This window comes from Campylobacter concisus, from assembly GCF_002165785.1.
GTDB lineage: Bacteria > Campylobacterota > Campylobacteria > Campylobacterales > Campylobacteraceae > Campylobacter_A > Campylobacter_A concisus_W.
Window position 1 is genome coordinate 154,192 of record NZ_NDYO01000006.1, and the last position, 23,896, is coordinate 178,087.

The following is a 23,896-nucleotide window of genomic DNA, read 5'->3' on the forward strand; positions in this document are numbered from 1 at the left end:
TGCAAGGTCTGTAAATTTATAGAAGTTTAGCTAGTAAATTTTTGATGTCAGCTACGATCTCGTCAATGCCACGCTCACCATTTACCACGTGAAGTAGCTCTTTTTCGCTGTAAAATTTGCGGATAGGTTTGATCGGATCAAGATATACTTTCATGCGGTTGTTAAAGACTTCGTTATTATCGTCAGCGCCTCTTGCACGGCCGAGCACTCTTGCTCTTGCCACATCTTCGCTAACATCTACTTCGATGACGCCCTTTAGAGAAATTTCATCTTGTTCGCTTAAGACTTTGTCAAGCTCAGTCATTTGCTCAACGCTTCTTGGGTAGCCGTCGATTATGATGTTTGATTTATTTGAGCTTTTGATAGCTGAGACGATCGCATTTACGACAACGTCAAGTGGGACTAAATTTCCTTTTGAGATAAAGCCATCTATTAGTTTGCCAAGCTCGCTACCACTTGCGACTTCAGCTCTTAAAAGATCACCAGTTGAAAAGTGTGCAAATTTCTCATCATGCTGTGCGATGATCGATGCGTCTGTTGTTTTGCCGCTGCCTGGAGCGCCGATGATTAAAAATAAATTTTTCATTCTTTCCCTTTTTATATTTTTTGAGCGTCTTTGAATGAGTTTGAAAATTTCACCCTACAGCAGACTATATGTCTAGCTTTGGGATGAAATTTTCTGCACAACATCCAAATTCATCTCAAAAATTTAATCTTTTAATAAAATAACTCAAATTTAGACATCTAAAAAGTCTAAATTTATTGCAAAAATTTTAAGCCTTTTGCTCTTTTTCTCTTATCCTTAGTCCTAGCTCCCTAAGCTGTTCGTTGCTAGCGTAGCTTGGCGCCTTTGTGAGTGGGCACTGAGCACGCTGTGTTTTAGGGAAGGCTATGACGTCACGGATCGAGCTTGCTTTATTTACAAGCATATTTAGCCTGTCAAAGCCGATCGCGATACCACCGTGTGGAGGCGCGCCAAATGTCAATGCATCAAGCAAGAAGCCAAATTTCTCACGCTGCTCCTCTTCGTCTATGCCAAGAAGTTTAAAGACTTTTTGTTGGATATCGTTTTTGTGAATTCTTATACTTCCGCCGCCAAGCTCAAAGCCGTTTAGCACAACGTCGTGAGCGATAGAGAGGATGTCCTCAAGATCAGGCTCGTCTATATTTTTTGGCATAGTAAATGGATGGTGCATCGCAGAGTAACTGCCATCGTCGTTTTGCTCAAACATTGGGAAGTCAAGCACCCATAAAAACTCAAGCTTGTCTTGATCGATGATACCCATTTGTTCAGCTAGGAAAATTCTAAATCTTCCCATATAATCAAGCACGATTTTTTTCTTGCCAGCGCCAAAGAATACGACGTCACCAACTTTTAGCTCACATCTTGAGACTATCTCATCAAGATCGCTTTGCTCGAAAAATTTACAAAGCGGGCCTTTTAGTCCTTCTTCTTTCATTTGGAAGTAGCCAAGACCTTGTGCACCAAATTTACGTACAAACTCCTCAAATCTATTCATCTCGCGCTTACTAAAGATGTTGTCGCCATTTGGCACTTTTAGCGCTTTGATGCGGTTTTTCTTCTTATCTTTTGCGATAGAGCTAAAAATTTCATTGCTTGAGCGCTCGAAAATATCGATCACATCGATCATTTTTAGATCATATCTAAGATCAGGCTTGTCTGAGCCGTAAGTCTCAGTGGCCTCTTTGTAGCTCATGCGTCTAAATGGCGTTTTGATGTCGTATCCGCAGGCTTTAAATATATCTTTTAGCATCGTCTCAGCCATATTTATGATATCTTCTTGCTCAACAAAGCTCATTTCGATGTCTATTTGAGTAAATTCTGGTTGGCGATCAGCCCTTAAGTCCTCGTCACGGAAGCATTTTGCGATCTGAAAATACTTATCAAAGCCAGAACACATCAAAAGCTGCTTAAATAGCTGCGGGCTTTGTGGCAGTGCGTAAAATTGGCCTGGATATACACGGCTTGGCACTAGATAGTCTCTAGCACCTTCTGGTGTCGCGCGTGTTAAAACCGGAGTTTCAAACTCGATAAAGCCCATTTTATCTAGGCTATTTCTAGCTGCGATCGCCGCACGAGAACGCATTTTAAAGATATTTTGCAAGCGCTCGCTTCTAAGATCTAAAAAGCGGTATTTTAGCCTAATGTCCTCATTTACGCTCTCATCGCCTATCATAAATGGTAGCGGCTCGCTTGGATTTTCGATGATTAGCTCACTTACTATTACTTCTATCTCGCCAGTTTTTAGCTTTGGATTGGTTAGTCCTTCGCCTCTAGCTCTTACTTTTCCTTTTGCTTTTAAGACATATTCATCTCTTGCTTTTGCAGCCACGTCGTGTGCTTCTTTGCTGTCAGCAGGGTCACAGACTAATTGTATAAGCCCGCTAACGTCTCTTAAGTCGATGAAAACAACGCCGCCATGGTCTCTATATGTGTTTGCCCAGCCACAAAGTATTACTTCTTTGCCGATATCAGCTTTGCTAAGATCGGTACAATAATGACTTCGCATAAAATGCTCCTTTGCAATGTTTTTTAGGCAATTATAATCGCTTTTTTCTTTTGAAAAGCTTTGTTAAAATAAAATATGTTACAATCATTTGCATGAAAAATGAACAAAAATTTAATACTTTTTGCACAAAAAAAGTAGGACTTATTGCTAAAGATTATCCATTATTTAGGCAAGATTTAGAAAAATTAGAAAAAATTTTAAAAAAGTATAACGCAGAAATTTTGCTTGAAAAAAATTGTGCTAAGCGTATAGAAAAAAATGGTTTTGAGCTGATAAAACTAGCCAAAGAGTGCGAATTTTTGATCACTCTTGGCGGAGATGGCACGATCATTTCAACTTGTAGAAAGCTAGCTCACATCTCGCCACTTGTCCTTGGTATACACGCTGGTAGGCTCGGATTTCTAACCGACATAATGATTAATGAGAGTGAGAAATTTTTTAAAGACTTTTTTGATGATAAATTTCAGGTAGAAATGCCTTTTATGCTTGATGTGACGCTTCACAAAAATGATGGCAAAACTGAGCAAAAGATAGCATTTAACGATGCAGTCATTGTTAGTAAAAATGGTGGTTCGATGACGCATATCGAAGCACTTTTAAATGAAAAATATTTTAATTCATATTTTGGTGACGGCGTTATAGTAGCGACACCTGCTGGAACAACGGCATATAACATGAGCGCAAATGGCCCTATTATCTATCCATTAAGCGAAGTTTTTACAGTAACTCCTATATGCTCGCACTCACTTACACAGCGTCCAGTCGTACTCACGAAAAATCATACGGTTAAATTTAGAACAAATAGCGACGCCATTTTGGTTATAGACGGACAAGATAGGTTTGATATGAGTAAAATTTCAGCTGTTAGCATGAGCCTCAGCGACAAAAAAGCGAGGCTGATACGCCATATTGGCAGGGATTATTTTCAAATTTTAAAAGAGAAACTTCACTGGGGTTATAATGATTGATCGAATTTTGATTAAAGATTATCTAAATTTTAAAAATGTCGAGCTAAATTTCAAAGAGGGGCTTAGCGTATTTACGGGCGTTAGCGGTGCTGGTAAGTCTGTGCTAATGAGCGCCATAATGGCTGTTTTTGGGCTAAAAGATAGCGAGGCAAGGCTGATAGAAGCTGACGTGGAGCATAAATTTGAGCTTGATGAGTTTGGTATAGAAAATGAAGAGGTCAATATTTTCAAGCTTTTAAAAGATAAAAGCACGAGGTATTTTATAAACCAACAAGCCATCTCAAAGAAAAATTTAGCCCAAGTGGCGCGCGAGCACATCAAATATCTCTCGGCAAAAGAGGCAAATGAATTTGAAAATGAGAAATTTCTAAATTTGCTTGACAGACTTGAAATTTCAAAAAATGAGAAATTTAAAGAGATAAAACAAGAATTTGAAGAGGCGTTTTTGGAATTTTCTAAAATTTCAAAAGAGCTAGCCACTATAAAAGAGGAAGAGAAAAAGGTCGAGGAGCTAAAGGAGCTTGCTAGCTTTGAGATCGAGAAGATAAGAAGTGTCGGGCCTAAAAAAGGCGAGTTTGAAGAGCTTATGGAGACTAAAAAAAGGCTTAGTAAAAAAGATAAGATAAATGAGGCGTGGGCTAGGGCTGAGCGGATATTTGAGCTAGAGCACAGCGTAAATGAGGCGCTAAGCATCAGCGACCTTGACAATGGCTTTTTTGAAGATGCGATGAACGAGCTAAGGGTCGCAAGAGATAGCCTAAATATGGAGGAGCTTGACGATATCGACGTGGAGAGCGTGCTTGATAGGATAGAGGCTCTTAATGCCATCATTAGGCGTTATGGCAGCGAGGAGGAGGCGTTGGAAGCACTTGCTAAAAAGGAAAAAGAGCTTGCCAGATATGAAAATTTAAGCTTTGAAAAGAGTGAGCTTGAGAAGAAATTTGAAATTTTGAGCAAAAAGGCAAATGAGCTAGCTGGCGCTTTAAGCAGGGTAAGGGGCGTAAATTTAAAAGAGCTTGAGACGATGATAAATTTATACCTAAAAGAGCTTTATATGCCAGATATTACACTAAAAATAGAAGAAAAAAGACTTGATATTTTAGGGCTTGATGAGGTTTGTTTAAATTTAAACGAGACCTCACTTAAAAATTTAAGCTCAGGCGAGCTAAACCGCCTAAGACTGGCTTTTATAGCCGCATCTAGCGAGATCACAAAAACGGGCGGTGATGTCATCATACTTGATGAAATAGATGCAAATTTAAGCGGAAAAGAGGCGATGAGCATCGCAAATGTCTTGCTTAAGCTTGCAAATTTCTATCAAATTTTCGCCATTTCACACCAGCCGCAGCTTAGCTCAAAGGCAAATTCTCACTTTTTGGTTGAGCGTCACGGTGAAAGCTCGGTTGTAAGAGAGCTTGATAAAGATGAACGAGTGAGCGAATTAGCACGTATGATAAGCGGTGAGCACATAAGTGAAGAAGCAATAAATTTTGCGAAAGGGCTTTTAAAGTAGCTTAATTTAAATTATTAATTTAAGCTTTATAAATAAATTTATTTGATAAAATCGCCACTAATTTGATAAAAATTTTTGTAGGAATAATATGGAAAGAATCCTTGTAGTTGATGATAATAAGGCGTTAGCAAAGCTGATTGTTATGCAAATGGAAAAGACTATTGATGAGATGGCAATTGATGTCGCATATAGTTTTGCCGAGGCTAAGACATTAATTAGCGAGCATGACAAAGATTATTTTATGACTATTTTGGATTTAAATTTACCAGATGCTCCAAATGGAGAGATCGTTGATTATGCGCTTTCCAAAGGACTTTCGGCTATCGTTTTAACAGGTAGCATTGACGATGAAACAAGGCAAAATTTTATAAATAAAGATATTGTGGATTATGTTTATAAAGGGAATATGGACGATATCAACTATATCTTTCAAATGATAAATAGACTGAGCAAAAATAGACAATACAATGTTTTGGTTGTTGAAGACTCGCTTCCTTTTAGAAATATGATAAAAAAGATATTAACCAGCCTTCAGTTTAAAGTCTTGGCCGCAGCTCACGGCGAAGAGGCGATGAATTATTTTGCGGATAATCCTGATATAAATCTTATAATAACTGATTATAGAATGCCAGTAAAAGATGGCCTTGAAGTTTTAAAAGAGGTCAGAAAAGAAAAAGATAAAAATAGTCTTGGCGTAATTGTTATGACATCGCCTAGCGAAAAGACTGACGCATCAATATTTTTAAAAAATGGTGCGAGCGATTTTATAGCAAAGCCATTTTCAAAAGAAGAGCTAATATGCCGTGTTAATAATACGATCGAGGCGATGGAAAATATAAACAAGATAGCAAATTTTGCAAATCGTGACTTCTTGACTGGAGTTTATAATAGAAGATTTTTTTATTCTGACGTAGAAGAGTATGTTCAAGTAGCTGAAGAGACTAATGAGCCTTATGCTTTTGCAATGATTGATGTTGATTATTTCAAAAAGATAAATGATAAATATGGCCATGATGGCGGAGATAAGGTACTAAAATCAATCGCAAAAATTTTAAATGACAATACAAAAGGAAGTGATATTGTTGCTAGATTTGGCGGCGAAGAATTTTGCGTTGTCCTTAAAAAGATAAATAAAGAAGAAGCTGTTAAATTTTTTGTAAATTTACGAGCCAAAGTGGCTGAAAATGAAGTAACTATAAAAAAGGAAAAAGTAAAAGTTACTATATCAATAGGTGTATCTTTTGGCAATGGGCATTGCGAGATAGACGATATGCTTGAGGCTTGCGATTCAGCACTTTATACCGCAAAAGAAAATGGTAGAAACAGAGTAGAAATAGCTTTATGATTATAGATACGCATTGTCATTTAGATAGTAAAGTTTATGATCCTGACCTTGATAAAATTTTAGATGAAGCTAGAAATTTAGGGCTAAAAGGCTTTATTATCCCGGGAGCTGATATTAATGATTTACCAAAAGCGGCTAAAATAGCGCGTGAAAATTCTGACATTTTCTTTGCCGCTGGAGTTCATCCATATGATAAAGAGAGTTTTAGTATTGAAATTTTAAGAAATTTTGCTAAAGATGAAAAGTGTGTGGCGATTGGTGAATGTGGTCTTGACTACTTTCGCTTACCAAAAGATGAAAATGAAAAGATAAAAGAAAAAGAGGATCAAAAACGTATTTTTTTAGCTCAACTTGATTTAGCTGTTGAGTTAAAAAAACCCGTTATTCTTCACATTAGGGAGGCTAATGAGGACTCTTTTAATATCTTAAAAGAGTATGCACCAAAGCTTGAAGCTGGAGCGATTTTGCACTGTTATAATGCTTCGCCACTCCTTTTAGAGCTTTGTAAATTTGGGAATTTTTACTTTGGCATAGGCGGTGTTTTAACATTTAAAAATGCTAAAAATTTAGTCGAAATCTTGCCAAAAATCCCATTTGATAGGATAGTTATTGAAACTGACGCTCCTTATCTCACACCAGAACCAAATCGTGGTAAGAGAAATGAGCCGGCGTTTACGACATTTGTTGCTAAAAAGATAGCTGAAATTTTAAACCTTGAGTTTGAAGTTGTTTGTGAAAAAACTTCAAATAATGCCAAAAGGTTGTTTAAGTGCTTTGCCTGAAATTTAGGCATTGTGCTTGTTTAAGATGCTAGCATCTTAAGTTTTGACACGAAAAAGGATAGAAATGAAAGCAATGCTTAAAATATTTTTAATGTTTGCATGTAGTAGCTTGCTACTAGCAAATACGCCTGAAAAGAGCTCATACGACACTCAGGTAAAAATTTTAAAAGAGCTGGATATTGACGCTAGCTTTATGAAGACTTCTCACTATGCAAAGATGAGGCAAGGTATCAAACAATCACAACTTGAAACATTTACAGAATCTCTAAAAAATGGTTATATGTATATACCGATGGTAAAAGAGCAGATCAAAAAATCCGGCGTACCTGAGTCATTCTTTTATCTAGCTATGATAGAATCAGGCTTTTCAAATCACACAGTCTCAAACGCAAAAGCTACTGGCATGTGGCAGTTTATGGAGCAAACGGCTAGGCTTCATGGTTTAAAAGTAGGTCAATATGTAGATGAGAGAAAAGATCCGGTTGAATCAACTATTGCAGCTACAAATTATCTAAGATCACTGAAAAATCAATTTGGTAAGTGGTATCTAGCAGCTATGGCCTATAACTGCGGCGATGGAGCCTTAAAAAGAGCTATACAAAAAGCTGGTACAGATGACCTTGTAACGCTTCTTGACGCAGAGAAAAAATACCTTCCAGCCGAAACTAGAAATTTTGTTATCAAAATTTTAAGAGCAGCATATACCGCAAAAGACGCGGACTTCTTGATGTCTAAAGATTCATCTTTATTGAACATAAACGGAGGACTAAAGCTTGTAAAAGTAAAAGTACCTGGTGGTACAAATTTAGCTCAAATAGGCGATAGTATCGGCCTTAGTACAAAAAAGATGAAAAACAACAACCCACATTTAAAATTTGTATTTACTCCACCAACCCTAAAAGATTATTATGTTTATATCCCTGAAAATAAAAAACAGCTTTTTGCAGAAAATTTCAAGCCATTTAACGGTAAAAATAATTTTTATACCTACGTTGTAAAAAAAGGCGAAACATTACTTTCTATCTCTAAAAAAACAGGTGTTAGTCATAGAGCGATCAAGGACTACAACGAGCTTAGCACAAATGCCGTAAGCTATAATCAAAAACTAATTATTCCATTTTCTGCCCAAAATAAATCTCAAAACTATATAGTCCAAACTGGTGATACGATAACTTCTTTATCTAAAAAATTTAATGTAAGCGAAAAAGATTTAAAAGATGCAAATTCTTTTGCTAGTTCAAATTTAAATGTTGGAGCAAATATTGTCATACCATAAGAGCCTAAAATTTTATATAGGGCTAAGTTTTACTCTTCTAGTTACTGGTTGCTCTTGGAACGGGGCACCATTTACACCAAGTGGCCCAACTAATGTAAAGGGCAACAATTCAGCTTCTATCCAAAAAGCAACAATGAGGCCTTACACGATAAATGGCAAAACATACTACCCAACCGTTGTAAGTGTGGGTGATAAGGCAAGTGGCACAGCAAGCTGGTATGGTCCAAATTTTCATGGTAAAACAACCTCAAACGGCGAAATTTATAATATGTACAACATGACTGCAGCACACAAAACTTTGCCGATGAATACGATCCTTAAAGTAACAAATTTAAGAAATCAAAAAAGCGTTATTGTGCGTGTAAATGATCGTGGACCTTTTGTGGCTGATAGAGTTTTAGACCTTTCAAAGGCGGCTGCGACTAAACTTGATATTATCGGTACAGGCACAGCTCCAGTCAGTATGGAAGTCATAGGTTTTAATGAAGATATAAATGCTGTTGCTAGCATTAATACTCAAACAAAACCAACAAGTACTGGTATAAAAGTGCCAAATCCAGTCTCACCCACAGCCCCAACTGGAGGCATCGTGATCTCATCAGAGCAGAGAGTCGTGGGTGGAGATTTTATGGTGCAGATAGGCTCGTTTAAAAACATTGAGGGCGCAAACAGATATCAAAGAGAGCATCAAAGCATAGATGGCTACAAGTCGGTAGTCAGGACATTTACCATAGACGGCTCGACCATTTATAGGGTATTTTTGAATGGCTTTAGAAGCGAGGACGAGGCCAGGGATTATGCAAGAAGCGGTAAATTCCAAGGTGCATTTATAGTAAGAGGTTAGGACGTGAGAGAAGAAATTTTAGAACTAACTAGAAATACAAAAGAGACACAAATCTCAATGAAGCTTAAAATTTATGGCTCTGGGGTTGCAAAGATAAGCACAGGTATTGGCTTTTTTGACCATATGCTTGAGGCATTTACTAAGCATTCTTTGCTCGATCTTGAAATTTCATGCAAGGGCGATACCTATGTGGATTTTCACCACAGCGTTGAGGATGTAGGCATAGTTTTGGGTCAGCTTTTAAAAGAGGCCTTGTATCCACTAAGCGGCGTTGAGAGATTTGGCGAGGCGAGCATCGTTATGGACGAGGCGGCTGTTTTTTGTGCGCTAGATCTTAGCAATAGAGCCTACCTTGTATATGAAAATTTTAATGAAAATGCCAAAGTAGGGGAGTTTGACACTGAGCTTGTGGAGGAATTTTTTAGGGCAGTTGCTATAAATTCTGGTATCACGCTTCATCTAAATCAAATTCGCGGTAAAAACACTCACCACATCATAGAAGCAACTTTTAAATCATTTGCTGTAGCACTTCGTAGAGCACTTGCCAAAAACGTAAGGATAGGCACACCAAGCACAAAGGGTGTTTTATGATAGAGATTATATTTTTAGATGTTGATGGCTGCCTCACTGATGGCAAGATCATCTATAATGCAAATGGTGAAGAGCTTAAATTTTTTGATGTAAAAGATGGCTATGCGATAGAAAGCTGGCTAAAGCTTGGCAAAAAGGTAGCTATCATTACAGGTAGAAAGTCAGCCATTGTTGAGCGAAGAGCTGAGGATCTAAAGATAAATCACGTCTATCAAGGAGTTGGTGATAAATTTGAAGTTGCGAGTGAGATATTAAAATTTGAAGGGCTTAGCTTTAAAAACGCAGCAGCTATCGGCGATGACTACAATGACTATAAAATTTTGAATGCAGTTGCTTGGAGCTTTAAGCCAAAAGATGCGATAAAAGAGCTTGATGTAAAGACAAAACTAAAGCATAAAGGTGGCAATGGCGCGGTTAGAGAGATGATCGAGCTTATTATAAAATCAGAAAATTTATATGACGAGTGGTCTAAGCGTTGGTTGTAAAAATTTTCTACTTCGTCGTGGCAATTTTTAGTGTCGTGATGATATTTTTGGCAGCTCAAGATCCATACCTTGCAAATGTTTTAAAGATCGATACAAAGATATCAAATATGCAAATAAATGATGTGATAGATTATGAGATAAATTCCACGAAAATAAGCGGAGTCTACGAGGCTGATGAGCTAAATAGATACAATGATAAAGATGAATTTTTGAGTTTTAAAGCAAAAATTTTAAGAGGAAATTTAAAACATTTTTTAAGCTCAGACAAAGCAATCTCACAAAATGACGAAATCATCTTTCAAAAGAATGCAAACTATGAAAACAACGATAGTTTGAGATTTATAAGTGACGAAGTGATATATGGAACAAAAACAAAAATAGTAAGATCTGAAGCAAATTTCACGCTCATAAGAAATAATGATAAGGCACTGGGTGAGAGTGGAAGCTATGATCTTGCTAAAAAACAAACGCAGGTAAAAGGGTTAAGGGCATGGGTAGAAGAAAATCAGCGATTTTAGCGGTGATATTGGGTTTTACATTTTTAAATGCAGAGCAAGTTGAAATTACATCAAATGATTTTTTTGCAGATGAGAATAAGCAAACTAGTGAATTTATAGGTAATGTAAATATCAAAAAGGGTTCATTTGATGAGCTTAAGGCAGATAAAGTGGTTGTCTATTTTGACAAAAAACGTCAACCTATAAAATATGTGGCCACTGGCAATGCAAGAGCTAAAATTTTTATAAAAGATAAGCACTACGACGGCAAAGGCAATACTCTTACATACGAGCCAGCAAAACAGATCTATACTGTTAGTGGAAATGGCTATTTGCATGAGGTAGAAACTGATAAAAATGTTTATGGCGAAAAGATCGTTGTTAATCAAAAAGATGGCACATATAGTGTAAATAGTGATGAAAAAAAGCCTGTTAAGTTTATCTTTCAGGTAGAGGAAAAAGATAAGTGATAAGGCCACTAGGTGCTAAATTTATCACATCAAGTCCAAGTATAAAAGAGGCTCCAAGCTTTGTAACAAGCGAAGTCGTCTTTTTGGGGAGATCAAATGTTGGTAAAAGTAGCCTCATAAATACACTTGTAAATCAAAAAAATCTAGCCAAAAGCTCATCGACTCCTGGCAAAACTCAGCTTATAAATTTCTTTGAGGCTGAGTTTTGTGAGCAAAAAGACGAGCAGGAAGAAAAAGATAGATTTAAGCTCATTTTGGTTGATTTGCCAGGCTTTGGCTATGCAAAAGTGGCAAAGTCAAAGCATGATGAATGGCGTAAAAATTTAGATGAGTTTTTGAAATTTAGAAGCGATATAAGGCTTTTTATACACCTAATTGATGCTAGGCATTTTGATTTAGATATAGACGTAAATGTGGATGCTTATCTAAAAAGCTTTTTAAGGGCTGATCAGAAAATTTTAAATTTATATACAAAAAGCGATAAGCTAAATCAAAGCCAAAAGAGTGCGGTAATGAAATTTGATCCAAGCGGTATCTTGGTCTCAACTCTTAATAAAAGCGGTATCGAAAAGGCTAGAGAAGCTATCATAAATAACGCTCTTGGTAGATAAAATGCAAACCATAAGCAGCTTAGATATTAAAATTTTTAAAGAATTTTGGTGGGCTGTTTTTTTATTCTCGTATGAGATCGCAACTACGCAATTTGGCTTTTTGCCGCCACTCATTGGCATTTTTTTTACTTATATGATTTTGGAGTATTCAAGAAAACAAAAGCAATACGACGAGTTTAAGCATAATTGGTACTTTGCGATAATTTTTATAATATTTGCTGAGCAAATCCATGGATTTCATCTTTTTTCAACGATTATTGCTTTTTTACTTTTTTATAATTTTATTCTAGACTGGCTCTATACCACGATGAAGTGGCGAAACTGCCTACTTATCATCTTTGTAGCAGCTGGATATACTTTAACATTTCTTGTAAATAATCTATTTGCTTATGTTTTAAATGAGCAAAATTTAGCATTTTCGTCTGAATATCTATTTTTTATAGCATTTGAAAGTATCCTTGCTATCGTTCTTTTTAGGGATAAAGTGCTATGAGGATGCGCATCGTCTTTAGTGTAATCGCTCTTTTTTGGATTATACTTTTGGGACGAATTTATCACCTAAGCATCAACTCAAATACTTACTACAACGAGATTGCAGAACAAAACGCGATAAAGACTATTTATATTCCGCCAGTTAGGGGTATCATCTTTGACGCACATGATAAGCCAATGGCTGTTAATCGTCTTGGCTTTTCAGTATCCATTAGGCCTCATTTAAGTGCTAATAAAAAGGTAAAAATTTTAGATGATGAGCTAGCTTACATTGGCTCACTATTTAGTGATCTAAATGTTACAAAGCTTAAAAATGAATACATAAAAAATGATTCAGCTTATAACCAAGATTTTATAAATGTGGTCGAATTTATTGATTATGATAAATTTTTACCATTTTTTGCATCACTTTCTTTGCGTGAAAATTTAGAGATAAGACCCGCTTCAAAACGCCACTATCCATATAACGATCTGGCTTCTCACATCATCGGCTATGTCGGTAGGGCAAATCAAAAAGATATGGATAATGATCCTTTGACAAAGCTTACAAATTATATTGGAAGAAGTGGCGTGGAGCGGTTTTATAATCCGATCTTACAAGGAATTCAGGGATTTAAAAAGATAAAGGTAAATGCCTTAAATGAAGAGATCGAGCAGATAAACTATCAAGCGCCACAAAGTCAAAACATCAAGCTTGCAGTCGATCTTGAGCTTCAGCAGTTTGTGGCCGATGTCTTTGGCAAGGATGCAGGAAGCGTTATCGTTATGAGTCTAAAAGACGGTGCTATCATCGCAGCAGGAAGCTTTCCTGAGTATGATCTAAATCCATTTGTACTTGGAATTTCTCAGCCTGAATGGGAAGAGCTTGTAAAAAACGTCGATCATCCTTTTACAAATAAGCTAATAAACGGCCTTTATCCGCCAGGTTCGGTCGTAAAAATGGGTATGGCGCTTGCGTTTTTGGATAATGGCATGAGTAAATACGATAGCTTTTTTTGTAGTGGCTCGTATGAGCTCGGAGGGCGTAAATTCCGCTGCTGGAACTCTCACGGACATGGAAATGTTAATATGAATACGGCAATTAGAGAGAGCTGTGATGATTATTTTTATAAAGGTAGTCAAAAGATAGGGATCGACGCTATTGTGCCGATACTTGAACGTATGGGTTTTGGTAGAAAAACCGAGGTTGATTTGCCAAATGAGTTTGTGGGGACTTTGCCAAGTAGAGAGTGGAAGATGAGGAAGTATGGCAAAGCGTGGTTTCAAGGTGAGACCCTTATCACTTCTATCGGACAGGGAAATTTCTTAGTCACGCCTATGCAGGTGGCTAAATACACAGCAGGCCTTGCAACTGGGCTAAATGTAACGCCACATTTTTTAAAGAGCATAGATGGCAAGGATGTTGATTTTACGCCAACAGATGATGCTTTTACGCCGTTTGAAAAGTCACAGCTACCTGCCATTAGGCATGCAATGTATGAAGTGGCAAATCACCCAAGAGGCACGGCAAATAGGCATTTTATTGGAAGCCTAGTCAAAGTTGCTGCAAAGACCGGTACTGCCCAGGTCGTTGGAATTTCTCAAACTGAAAAGAAGCGTATGAAAGAAGAGGATATGGCGTATTTGCAAAGATCTCATGCGTGGATGACTACATATGCACCTTATGAAGATCCGCAATATGTCATCACAATGGTTATCGAGCATGGTGGCCATGGTGGAAGTGCGGCTGGACCAAAAATCGCTCAAATTTATAATAAACTCGTTGAAATGGGATATATAAATTTAGAAAAAATCCAAAGCGATCAAAATAAAAAAACAAGACAATAAGAAAAAATAAAGATCACTAAAAAGCCGTGGCAGTGACCACTGACTTAGAAATTTTTACTGTACCCTTGACTAAATTTATCAACTACTTTTTAATCTTCTTTATTAAATTTGGGCAAGCTTGATCGAGAATTTATGTTTTTGGTAGGTAGTAAGAGCCTAAGCGTTGATATATCTTTAATACCCTTGCTTAATAATTTGCCACTTTTAGAGGCTCATAAGGAAAATTTTTGATTTTTATATGTGATTTTATCAGTGGCGTTTGCCTTTTTAAAGCCATTTAGCCTTAGCCTACAGCTATCACAAAGTCCGCATGCCTCGTCCTCACTCTCATAGCAGCTCCAGGTTAGCTCTATTGGTGAGTCAAGTTCAAGTGACTTTGCTACGATATCAGCCTTGCTTAAATTTACAAGAGGTGTAACTATCTGGCAAGAAAAGCTATCTGATGTGCCTAAATTTATAGCTTCGTTCATTCTTTTTATGAAGCTCTCTTTGCAGTCTGGGTACCCTGAGCTATCTTCTTCTACGACACCGATATAGATAGCTTCTGCTCCCTCTTTTTCAGCAAGTGCGGCAGCGACAGAGATAAACACGCCATTTCTAAAAGGTACATAGGTATTTGGCACGTCTTTTTCTACCCCATCTTTTCTTATTTTTATGCTGGTATCTGTTAACGAATTTCCACCGATTTGTGCTATAAAGCTAACATCAAGGCTAAGCTTTTTAGCAACCCCTAGTCGCTCACATATCTCATCAAACGCACGCTTCTCGCGCCTCATCGTCCTTTGTTCATAGTCAAAATGAAGCGCTACGATATCATATCCAGCCTTTTTTGCCATTACAGCACAAAGCGTGCTATCCATACCGCCGCTCATTATACAAACTGCTTTTTTCATATTTTGCCTTTTATTTTTGCTAGAATTATACAAAAAGTTACTAAGGAAAGAGCCTAAAATGATACTTTGCGAAGAGAGCTATCCAAAAATTTTAGATGAAATTTGTGAATATTTGACACTAGGAGAAATCGAGCTAGTTTTTGTTGATAAGGAAGAAATGAGAGAACTAAATAAAACTGAGCGAGGCATTGATAAAACGACAGATGTTTTAAGCTTTCCGCTTGAGCTTGTCATTCACGCTCCACTTGGCTCAATTGTTATAAATAAAGATATGGTAAAAGAGAAAGCAACTGAGCTAAATCATAGCGAAGAGGCCGAAACCGCACTACTTTTTACACATGGATTGCTTCATATATTAGGATTTGATCATGAAAAAGATGATGGCGAAATGAGAGAAAAAGAGTGCGAGGTTATCAAGAAATTTGAGTTGCCTAAAAGTCTAATTGTAAGAAGTGAGGATGTTAGGCTTATTGATCTAATAAACGAAAAAAAGCCAAACTAAAATAGCGAATTTTCTTCGGTGGTTTTGTGAAGCTCTTCTAGGAGTTCTTCTTTTTGGCATAAGATCAATATATAAACAAAGTTTTTTAGTTTTTTTATCTCGCCTAAATTTTTAAAATAAATAGCATTTTGTACTTTTAATAAAGAGCCCTCAGGCAAACAAATTTTTATCTCATCAGGGCTAAATTTTTTATTTAAAAATATACTTTGACTTACAAATAGATCTTCATCACTCTCAGTGATTATAGCTCTAAAGCTATTTCCAAAGCTTGTTGGAGAAAAATTTTTGTCTATGAAAATCGGATCAAAGTGCCCACTAATCCTACCTTCATAGGGCTTAAATGAAATTTTATTGCTATCAAGAAATTTTAAAAGCCCATAAAACATCCCAGTAAAAACTCGTGGTATGTTTAAGTTTTGATAGTATGTTTGCTTAAAGACTGTGCTTGTAAAAAATATCGAGCTTGGATTTATCTCGTGCATAGTTGTATCTGTGTAAATGGTCTCAAAAAGAGGCGATATTCTCTGAAGTGTTCTTGTATCATCGCCAAAAAAGATATCAAAGACCTTTGCGTGAAAAATTTGATTAAAAAGCTCAGTGATATTTTTTGACATGACGTGTGCATTAGAGCCAAGCTTTGATTTTTCTAAAAAGTCATTTATAAAAGGATTTACGGCGCAAAATTTTAAATCTTTGTGAGTAGCCTCAAATCTCATGAGTTTTATCATGGCAGTTTGTAAGCTACTAACTTTTAAAAAGGCGATCTCTTTGTCGATAATTGACACATTATCTTCGCTAATTATGGCGTATGCGCCTTGTTTAATCGCTGTTTCTATGTCGCTATCGTTTGCGTTTAAGCAAATATAGGCAAAGCCACGTCTTACATGCTTTAGTTCGAAAACAAACTCGCTTACGCTAGTTATCGTCGGTGCATTTAGAGCCTCGGCATTTATTAGACGAGTTAAATTTTCTATTGTCATTTAGCCAACGATCGCGCCATTTTTAACTTTACCTTGCGTACCAAGAAGTGTTAGTGAGCCATCAGATGCGCTTAGGATCATGCCTTGAGAGACATATTTTTTCATCATCGTTCGCTCTTTTAAATTTGCTAAAACGCAAACTTGTTTGCCCACAAGCGAGCTAGGCTCGTAGTATTTTGCGATGCCAGATAAAATTTGACGCGGCTGCTCCTCGCCAAGATCTATCTTAAATTTAAGCAGTTTCTCACTACCCTCGACTCTCTCGCACTCGAGCACTTCACCTACTTTTATCACCACCTTTGCAAAGTCATCAATGCTAATGATTTCGTCCTCTTTTTTCTCCTCTTTTGGCTCAGCTTTTACCTCAACCTTTGACTCATTTGCCTCGCTCATTAGCTCTTTTTCTATTCTTGGGAAAAGTGGCTCGGTAGCTTTTGCTACAAAATTTGAAATTTCATTTTTCAAAACAAGACTTTCATAAGATGCTGTGTCTATGCTAAAGCCAAGCGTGTCAGCTATCTTAGCACAAATTTTTGGCATGGCTGGACTAAGCAGTATCGCCACTTTTGCAAGTAAATTTGCGCAAAGTGCCACAAGCGCGTTTGCCTCGTCAGTTTTGCCAGCTTTTACAAGTGACCATGGCTCATACTTCGCAACGGCTGCATTTGCAAGCGTTACGACCTTCCAAAGATCCTCTAAATAGCGGTTTGTTGCTAAAATTTCTAAATTTTTTATAGCCTCATCAAGGTAGCCCTTCGCCTCATCAAGTTCGGCTTTGTGAAATTTGATCACGTCTTTTGAACCGATTTTATAGTCGCTATACTTTGCACTCATGCCAACAATACGGCTTAGCAAGTTACCAAGTCCATTGCCAAGTTCTGAATTTATACGCTCAATCAAAGCCTTTTGGCTGTAATCGCCATCTTGACCAAATGGTACTTCTCTAAGCAAAAAGTATCTGAAATTTTCAAGCCCGTAAGCGTTTGCAACCTCTCTTGGGTTTATAACATTACCCTTACTTTTGCTCATTTTTTCACCATTTATGGTCCACCAGCCGTGCGCTGCTACGTGTTTTGGTAATGGTAAGCCAAGACTCATCAAAAATGCCGGCCAGTAAACTGCGTGAAAGCGTAAAATATCTTTGCCAACGATATGAGTAGTGTATGGCCAAAGATCCATTCTAGCGTCATCTCTTGAATATCCTAGTGTTGTTAGGTAGTTTATAAGCGCGTCAAGCCAAACGTACATAACGTGTTTGTCGTCGTTTGCGCTCTTTGGTAGCTTTATGCCCCAATCAAAGCTCGTTCTAGTTACTGAAAGATCTTTTAGTCCACCTTTTACAAAGCTTACGACCTCGTTTTTCTTGCCTTTTGGGATGACGCAAAGCTCGTCATTTTCGTACCATTTTAAAAGCGCGTCTTCATATTTTGAAAGCTTGAAAAAGTAGCTCTCTTCTTTGACTAAAGACGTCACGCGGCCACAGTCTGGACAGTGGTTGTCTTCTAGTAGGTCTCTTTGGTTAAAAAAAGTTTCACAGCTAACGCAGTAAAATCCCTCATATTCGCCTTTGTAAATGTCGCCATTTGCTTGCATTTTTTCAAAGACATTTTGCACGGTTTGTTTGTGCTCTTCGTCGGTTGTTCTTATAAAATGGTCGTAGCTTATCTCAAACTCATCCCAAAGTGATCTAAATTTCGCACTGATCTCGTCAGCATACTCTTTTGGAGTTTTGCCTCTAGCACGAGCTGCCTGCTCGATCTTTTGTCCATGCTCGTCTGTGCCTGTCATAAAATAAGTCTCTTTGCCTTGCAAGCGGTTAAATCTAGCAAGTGTATCAGCGATGATGGTCGTATATGCATGGCCAATGTGTGGCACGTCGTTTACATAATATATTGGTGTCGTTATATAAGCTTTTTCTTTCATATTTTTATCCTTTAAATTTTTAGAAATCAAATCCACCGTCGCTGCCGGTATTGCCTTTTGACATTGAGTTATAGCAACTGTTTACATATTCTTTTCTTGTCTCGCAGTCAAAAAATACTTCGCAGTTAAAGCAGCTTTTTTGCCCTTTTTGTTCTTGGCATTCTTGCAAGATCTTTGCCTTTTGCTTCAAGGCTAGTTCAAATGCGTCCAATTGCTCGTTTTCTTGCATTATTTTTTCTCGTAAAATTTATGCAAAAGAGAAATTTCATCGTGTGAGCCAAAAAAACATGGCGTTGTTTGGTGAATTTTTTCTATTTTTATATCAAAAAGCGTTTGGTTTTTGCCGTTTGTCGTTGCGCCCTTTGCGTTTTCATATATGAAGGCAAATGGCAATACCTCAAAGACTACCCTTAGCTTGCCATTTGGATGATCGCTCGTTGCTGGGTAGCTAAAAAGCCCGCCACCTTTTAGTAAAATTTGATGCAGATCGCTCACCATCGCACCTGAGTATCTTAGCCTATATCCTTGGTTGAATAGCTCGTTTATAAAATTTCTATGCGTTTGGCTCCAGCCTTTTTGTGTGGCTCCCGTGGCATTTAGCTTGCCTTTTTCTTTTAGCTCAAGCTCTTTTATAAATTTAAACTCGCCCTCTTTGCCAAGTCTATAAAATTTAGGCAAAGCACCCTTTTTCTCAGCAATTACCAGCTCAAGTCTTGGGCCATAGATGCTGTAAGCTGCGGCTATTAAATTTTCTGGTTTTACTTCGTTTTCATAGATACCAAAGATCGAGCCAACGGCGAAATTTACATCAACTAGGCTTGAGCCATCAAGTGGATCGTAAGCGATGATAAATTTAGCATTTTTGTTTATCTCAAGTTCGTCCTCTTTTTCTTCGCTAATTAGCGCTTTTACGCAGGCAAGCTCCTTAAATTTAGCTGTGATGATCTCGTCGCTTTTGACATCAAGCTTTAGCTGTGTGTCGCCGGTTGCGTTTTCGTGAGTTGTGTAGCCAAGATCGGCGTATTTTATCACTTCGCTTATCTCTTTTGCGATCTCTTTTATGGTGTTAAAAATTTGGTTTAATTCTTGCATTATACAGCCTTTGCATTTTTGATTATCCACGCACAAATGGCGTCTATATCGTCTAAATTTAGATTGGTGATCTCGTAAGGGATCTGCTCTTTATAAGTGGCGATCGCATCTGAAAAGCTAAGATAAGATTCGTCGATCTCACCTTTAAAAACGCTTAGTCTTGGCAGTGGTAGCGTCTTTAGCCCCTCGACTAAGAGCATGTCAAACTCGCCGATCATCCTTATGACCTCGCCTATCTCTTGTGAGCTTTGTGAAAAATAAGTCGTTCTAGTCGGACTCATCACGACTACGTCGGCTCCTGCCTGGGAAAATTTAAAGCTATCCTTGCCTTCAACGTCAAATTTGGCCTTGTCGCCTGGGTCGTGCTTGACCACAACGACCTTTAGCCCATCATCTATAAATTTTTTTGCGACTTTTAAGATAAGCGTCGTTTTTCCGCTATTTGAAGGGCCAGAAAAAGCAATGGCAAGTCTTTTCATAAGAGCCTTTTTCATTAAAATTTCTTGCGATTATAGCTCATCTTGGCTTTAAAATTTATGAGTGAAATTTAAAAAATAAAATGCTAAAATGCGAGAAAATTTAACCTTTTAAGAGTTTTTATGAGAAAATTTACACTATTTTTTATATTTGTTTTGATGATATTTGGCTGCGCCGATCAAAAAGTGATCGTGCATGAGCCATTAAAAAATGAGCTTTTGGCTTACACAAGTAAGAGCGAGATCATTGACGGCACCGATAGAACGCTAGTTGTAGCAACTTATCTAAATCCTATTTATAACTCAGATTTAGATGCAAGCAAAGAGCACTTTTTGGTGGCCATAAATCCAAAAGAGCACGCTAGTGAGCTAAATAATATCAAGGTAAACAACGACTCAAATGCCACAAATGCAAGGCTACTTGATGAAAATGACGAGATGCTAAAATTTGCTGGATTTTCTATGCCTTGGGCAGTTTATTATGAAGTGACCGCACCAAGTAAGCAAAGCGACAATCTTGCGCTTAGTTTCGAAATTTATCAGTCAAAGCCGGTTTTGTTAAATTTTCGAAAAGTTGCGAAATCTTTATACTGGAACCATTAAGCGCCATATAGATCACGTAGTTTGCAAGCACCTTCTTGCCGTAGTTTCTAGTCTCTGCAACAGGGACTAGCTCGATCGATAAAAATGGCTCAAATTTTCCCTCTTTAAACATATCATCTCTTGTGATGACTTTTTTGGTAAAGCCGATACCGCCATTATATGCGTAGGCTGTAAATAGCGGGTGATAGAGAAATTTATCAAGATAGTTTAAGTGGTGATTTGCAAATTTAAATGCAATATCTGTTTTAAAAAGATCATCCTCATCAAAATTTTGAATTTTTAACTCTTTTTTACCGATCGCATTTGCTAGAAATGGCATAAACTGCATCATACCAAGAGCGTATGAAGTAGAAACAACGCTTGGGATAAAAAGGCTCTCTTGTCTAGCCAATGCGTAGATCATCGATTTTCTCTCGTTGCTGATGCCCTCAAGCTCAGGAGAGCTTGGCATCAAGAAGTATTGCTTCTCCCAGCCATGCGCCTTTTGCATGAAGTATGCATAGGCACCGATACTTTCGTTTGTATAAAATTTCTTCGCAAATTCGCTTGCTTGCGTGGCGTTCATATCCTTTGCAAGGGCTACAGTTTTATTCCATAAAAATGGATCGCTCACATCAAAATTTTCAATGTTTTGTTTGCTTGGTCTTGGCACTATAACCTCAAGCGGCTCACCACCTACCACATCTCTTGCGTAAAGCGAGTAGATATTTGCGTCCTTGCTGGCACTTAGCTCTTTTAAAAAGCTTTCGTTTTTGCTTATCTGGTACTGCCAAAAGGTCGCATTATCTCTTTGCCATGCCCTTTCAAATGTACTCTTGGCTCTTGCAAAAAGACTAAAAGCGATATCGTCTTGTCCTAGTAAAATTGCATTTAATCCAAGCGTAAAAGCATCACTTTTTTCGGTGACAGCTGGATCAATACTCAGCAAATTTCTTCTAAAATCTTCATTTTTCTTGTTAAAAACAAGGTCGTTTAATAAATTTGTAAAGTCCTTTTGCGAGTAGAGCTTGGTCATGAAATTTGCATCAAAGCTTTCACTAAAAAGTGTATTTTTGTTCTGTGGACTAGAGGCGTTAAAAAGTTCTAAAAAGCTCTTTGTATCGTTTAGTTTTACAAATGCCTGGGCTGGATTTGTCTCATTTAGTGCGAGTAAAATTTTTGATTTTTCTGGATTTGTCTTTGCAAGATTGGTTGCTAAAATTTCACGAGTATGGTTATCAAGCTTTAAGCTAAACGCAATAGATGTTAACAAATTTTGGCAGGTTAGATTTGCCTGGGTGATATTTTTTGCATTTATACCAGGACATTTGCTAGGAGCTGCTTTTGGAGGCAAAATTTTATCGATTGATTTTTGAACAAGGCCTGCTTTTCTAAATACATCACGCGAAAGATCTGCAATCTGCTCTTTTGTGTAGCTACCTTCGTTGATGAGGCGGTTTATGTAGTAGTCTTTTGCTAGGCTTTTTGGCTCGTTTTTTAGCTCTTCGTAGGTATAAATTTTGGCCAAAAGAGTAACACAGACAAGAGAGAAAATACTAAAGTGACGCAGCAAAACCAAATAAAAGCCTTATTAAAAATTGATCTAAAAATTGAAGTGCTAAAAGCACAATAAGCGGAGTAAAGTCGATGCCGCTAAAATTTGTCTTTATGTAGCGCCTAATAAAGCTATAAACCGGCTCAGTTAGCCTATAAAGTAGCTGTACGACCGGCGAGCTAGGATCAGGTCTGACCCAGCTAATCAGAGCTGCTGCGATGACGACCCAAGTATAGACCGTGATAATAAGGTGCAAAATGTTTGCGATCGCTGAAAATAGGGTGGAAAGTATCATTTTTGCTCCTAGATTAAAATTTTAGCCAGATCATCTTTGATAAGAGGATAGAGTTCACTAAGCTCAGGACCGTGAAGGTCGTTTGTAAGAAGCGCACGTAGCGGCATGAAAAAGTTTTTACCTTTTAAATTTGTAACGCTCATAAGCTCTTTTTTAAACTCATCAAATGTTTCGCAAGCTTTTAAATTACGAGCTGCTTTTTTGATGATCTCAAATTCGTTTTTGTACTCATCTGGAGCTATTTTTGGTGAGTATATAGCCTCTACTTTTGCTTTTATCTCAGGTACTAGTGAGCTTTCTTGAGTGTAAAATTTAACTAACTCAGCCTTGCTCTCATCTACGCCAAAAATTTCTTTTATGCGCTCTTTTGAAGCAAGCTTGATGTGTTCTCTATTTATCTGCTCAAGTTTTTTCACGTCAAACCTAGCAGGTGAGCGTGAAATTTTGGTTATATCGAACCACTTCACTGCATCTTCTATCGTAAAAATTTCAGTTGGAGTTTTGTTGCCAAGAAGTATCAAATAATTTGCGATCGCCTCAGGTAAAAATCCCTGCTCAAAGAGCCATTTTACACTTGATTCGTTCTCGCGCTTGCTCATTTTTTTACCTTCAATATTTAAAAGTATAGGCAAATGCGCGTAGTTCATCTTGCCAGTGTAGCCAAGGCCCTCGCGTATGAGGTCTTGCTTCGGTGTGTTGCTCACGTGATCCTCGCCACGTATGACAAAGGTCACGCCTTCAAGCATATCATCGACTGCACAAGCAAAGTTGTAAGTTGGAGTTTTGTCTGCTCTCATGATGACAAAGCTATCAACTGCGTCTGGCTCGAAGCTTAGCTCGCCCTTGATCGCATCTGTAAAGCTCATCGTGCGTGTTGGTTTTTTCATACGGATGACAAATGGCTTCTCGCAGTTTAAAACTTCAGCATCGCTTAGTCTCTCGCAGGTGCCGTCATATCTATATGCCACGCCTTGCTCTTTTGCTTTTTGTTTTTTTGCTTCGAGCTCTTCTTCGGTGCAAAAGCAAGCAAATGCCTTTTTATCGATGAGAAGCTTTGATGCAAGCTGTCTGTGGAATTTTAAATTTTCACTTTGGATGTAAATTTGCTTTGGTTTTATGCCAAATTTGCTCAAAATTTCTAAGATATCTTTCTCTTTTCCCTCGATATTTCGCTCTTTGTCGGTATCTTCTATGCGTAAAATAAAGCCACTTTTATCTTGCAAAGAACAAATATAGTTAAAAATAGCAGCACGTAAATTTCCTATGTGCATATCTCCTGTTGGAGAGGGTGCAAAACGATACATAAGCTCATTCCTTACGTTAAATTTGAAGTTTGGATTATAACACTAGCTTGATAAATTTAAAG

The 23,896-nt window shown here is 37.6% G+C and carries 25 protein-coding genes and 1 pseudogene; 15 read left to right on the forward strand and 11 right to left on the reverse strand.

The genetic code is table 11. The features are described 5' to 3' along the window. Positions 1–16: 16 nt before the first annotated feature. Positions 17–586 carry an adenylate kinase gene (locus tag B9N62_RS05555; protein WP_087576742.1) on the reverse strand — a complete coding sequence of 190 codons (570 nt, stop codon included), beginning with the start codon at positions 584–586 and terminating at the stop codon, positions 17–19. 187 nt (positions 587–773) lie between these two features. Continuing rightward, entirely contained in the window at positions 774–2,531 is a 1,758-nt protein-coding gene (gene aspS, locus B9N62_RS05560) for an aspartate--tRNA ligase (RefSeq protein WP_087584723.1), read from the reverse strand. A gap of 92 nt (positions 2,532–2,623) precedes the next feature. Here aspS and B9N62_RS05565 point away from each other — a divergent pair, with 92 nt between their 5' ends. The 13 genes and pseudogenes from B9N62_RS05565 (at position 2,624) to mrdA (ending at position 14,232) form a co-directional block, all read left to right on the forward strand. Further along, complete coding sequence (locus B9N62_RS05565) at positions 2,624–3,499, forward strand: NAD(+) kinase (RefSeq protein WP_087584827.1); 876 nt, start codon at positions 2,624–2,626, stop codon at positions 3,497–3,499. Beyond that, positions 3,492–5,012 carry an AAA family ATPase gene (locus B9N62_RS05570; protein ID WP_180382160.1) on the forward strand — a complete coding sequence of 507 codons (1,521 nt, stop codon included), beginning with the start codon at positions 3,492–3,494 and terminating at the stop codon, positions 5,010–5,012. The genes B9N62_RS05565 and B9N62_RS05570 overlap by 8 nt, the downstream gene beginning before the upstream one ends. Before the next feature lie 88 nt (positions 5,013–5,100). Further along, positions 5,101–6,357: a GGDEF domain-containing response regulator gene (locus tag B9N62_RS05575; RefSeq protein WP_087584724.1), complete on the forward strand. Its 1,257-nt coding sequence runs from the start codon at positions 5,101–5,103 to the stop codon at positions 6,355–6,357. Further along, on the forward strand, positions 6,354–7,139 hold the full coding sequence (locus B9N62_RS05580) for a TatD family hydrolase (protein WP_084040889.1): 786 nt from the start codon (positions 6,354–6,356) through the stop codon (positions 7,137–7,139). The genes B9N62_RS05575 and B9N62_RS05580 overlap by 4 nt, the downstream gene beginning before the upstream one ends. A 64-nt stretch (positions 7,140–7,203) precedes the next feature. Then, positions 7,204–8,415 (forward strand): lytic transglycosylase domain-containing protein, encoded by a 1,212-nt coding sequence (locus B9N62_RS05585; RefSeq protein ID WP_087584725.1) that lies wholly within the window; start codon positions 7,204–7,206, stop codon positions 8,413–8,415. Positions 8,416–8,542: 127 nt separating this feature from the next. Next, positions 8,543–9,259 (forward strand): annotated as a pseudogene (locus B9N62_RS05590) (septal ring lytic transglycosylase RlpA family protein); the annotation flags it as partial. Positions 9,260–9,274: 15 nt separating this feature from the next. Further along, positions 9,275–9,850 carry an imidazoleglycerol-phosphate dehydratase HisB gene (gene hisB / locus B9N62_RS05595; RefSeq protein ID WP_180382164.1) on the forward strand — a complete coding sequence of 192 codons (576 nt, stop codon included), beginning with the start codon at positions 9,275–9,277 and terminating at the stop codon, positions 9,848–9,850. Next, positions 9,847–10,335 (forward strand): KdsC family phosphatase, encoded by a 489-nt coding sequence (locus tag B9N62_RS05600; RefSeq protein WP_087584728.1) that lies wholly within the window; start codon positions 9,847–9,849, stop codon positions 10,333–10,335. Before hisB ends, B9N62_RS05600 begins: the two co-directional genes overlap by 4 nt. Further along, the gene (locus tag B9N62_RS05605; RefSeq protein ID WP_021090489.1) at positions 10,326–10,853 is read left to right on the forward strand and encodes an LPS export ABC transporter periplasmic protein LptC; all 528 of its coding nucleotides are present in this window, start codon (positions 10,326–10,328) and stop codon (positions 10,851–10,853) included. Before B9N62_RS05600 ends, B9N62_RS05605 begins: the two co-directional genes overlap by 10 nt. Beyond that, positions 10,826–11,302: a lipopolysaccharide transport periplasmic protein LptA gene (gene lptA / locus B9N62_RS05610; protein ID WP_072594780.1), complete on the forward strand. Its 477-nt coding sequence runs from the start codon at positions 10,826–10,828 to the stop codon at positions 11,300–11,302. Before B9N62_RS05605 ends, lptA begins: the two co-directional genes overlap by 28 nt. Continuing rightward, positions 11,299–11,913 (forward strand): ribosome biogenesis GTP-binding protein YihA/YsxC, encoded by a 615-nt coding sequence (gene yihA / locus B9N62_RS05615; protein WP_087584729.1) that lies wholly within the window; start codon positions 11,299–11,301, stop codon positions 11,911–11,913. Before lptA ends, yihA begins: the two co-directional genes overlap by 4 nt. A gap of 1 nt (position 11,914) precedes the next feature. After that, on the forward strand, positions 11,915–12,406 hold the full coding sequence (locus tag B9N62_RS05620; protein WP_085657841.1) for a hypothetical protein: 492 nt from the start codon (positions 11,915–11,917) through the stop codon (positions 12,404–12,406). Beyond that, the gene (gene mrdA, locus B9N62_RS05625) at positions 12,403–14,232 is read left to right on the forward strand and encodes a penicillin-binding protein 2 (RefSeq protein ID WP_087584730.1); all 1,830 of its coding nucleotides are present in this window, start codon (positions 12,403–12,405) and stop codon (positions 14,230–14,232) included. The genes B9N62_RS05620 and mrdA overlap by 4 nt, the downstream gene beginning before the upstream one ends. Before the next feature lie 212 nt (positions 14,233–14,444). Here the strand turns inward: mrdA and queC are convergent, their stop codons facing one another. Continuing rightward, positions 14,445–15,158, reverse strand: a complete 714-nt coding sequence (gene queC / locus B9N62_RS05630) for a 7-cyano-7-deazaguanine synthase QueC (RefSeq protein ID WP_257640189.1) — start codon at positions 15,156–15,158, stop codon at positions 14,445–14,447. Positions 15,159–15,183: 25 nt separating this feature from the next. Here queC and ybeY point away from each other — a divergent pair, with 25 nt between their 5' ends. Further along, complete coding sequence (ybeY, locus tag B9N62_RS05635) at positions 15,184–15,627, forward strand: rRNA maturation RNase YbeY (protein WP_087584732.1); 444 nt, start codon at positions 15,184–15,186, stop codon at positions 15,625–15,627. Here ybeY and B9N62_RS05640 read toward each other — a convergent pair. From B9N62_RS05640 to mobB, 5 genes are read right to left on the reverse strand one after another with little or no spacing between them, the layout of a single operon-like run. Beyond that, positions 15,624–16,607, reverse strand: coding sequence for a ferrochelatase (locus tag B9N62_RS05640; RefSeq protein WP_087584733.1), 984 nt, complete (start codon positions 16,605–16,607; stop codon positions 15,624–15,626). The genes ybeY and B9N62_RS05640 overlap by 4 nt on opposite strands. Then, a complete protein-coding gene (gene metG, locus B9N62_RS05645) occupies positions 16,608–18,530 on the reverse strand; it encodes a methionine--tRNA ligase (protein ID WP_087584734.1) in 1,923 nt (640 codons plus the stop codon). It abuts the gene before it with no gap. A gap of 19 nt (positions 18,531–18,549) precedes the next feature. Beyond that, positions 18,550–18,759: a hypothetical protein gene (locus B9N62_RS05650; RefSeq protein ID WP_087584735.1), complete on the reverse strand. Its 210-nt coding sequence runs from the start codon at positions 18,757–18,759 to the stop codon at positions 18,550–18,552. Then, positions 18,759–19,622: a class 1 fructose-bisphosphatase gene (locus B9N62_RS05655; protein ID WP_257640191.1), complete on the reverse strand. Its 864-nt coding sequence runs from the start codon at positions 19,620–19,622 to the stop codon at positions 18,759–18,761. The genes B9N62_RS05650 and B9N62_RS05655 overlap by 1 nt, the downstream gene beginning before the upstream one ends. Beyond that, positions 19,622–20,101, reverse strand: a complete 480-nt coding sequence (mobB, locus tag B9N62_RS05660) for a molybdopterin-guanine dinucleotide biosynthesis protein B (protein WP_087584737.1) — start codon at positions 20,099–20,101, stop codon at positions 19,622–19,624. Before mobB ends, B9N62_RS05655 begins: the two co-directional genes overlap by 1 nt. A gap of 120 nt (positions 20,102–20,221) precedes the next feature. On the opposite strand from mobB, the gene B9N62_RS05665 reads away from it, so the two are divergent. After that, positions 20,222–20,701 (forward strand): hypothetical protein, encoded by a 480-nt coding sequence (locus tag B9N62_RS05665; RefSeq protein ID WP_087584738.1) that lies wholly within the window; start codon positions 20,222–20,224, stop codon positions 20,699–20,701. On the opposite strand, the gene B9N62_RS05670 is transcribed toward B9N62_RS05665, so the two are convergent. From B9N62_RS05670 to gltX, 3 genes are read right to left on the reverse strand one after another with little or no spacing between them, the layout of a single operon-like run. Further along, complete coding sequence (locus B9N62_RS05670) at positions 20,622–22,259, reverse strand: lytic transglycosylase domain-containing protein (protein ID WP_087584739.1); 1,638 nt, start codon at positions 22,257–22,259, stop codon at positions 20,622–20,624. The genes B9N62_RS05665 and B9N62_RS05670 overlap by 80 nt on opposite strands. Continuing rightward, positions 22,237–22,530, reverse strand: coding sequence for a YggT family protein (locus tag B9N62_RS05675; protein ID WP_087584740.1), 294 nt, complete (start codon positions 22,528–22,530; stop codon positions 22,237–22,239). The genes B9N62_RS05670 and B9N62_RS05675 overlap by 23 nt, the downstream gene beginning before the upstream one ends. 8 nt (positions 22,531–22,538) lie before the next feature. Further along, a complete protein-coding gene (gene gltX / locus B9N62_RS05680; RefSeq protein ID WP_087584741.1) occupies positions 22,539–23,834 on the reverse strand; it encodes a glutamate--tRNA ligase in 1,296 nt (431 codons plus the stop codon). Positions 23,835–23,896 lie beyond the last annotated feature (62 nt).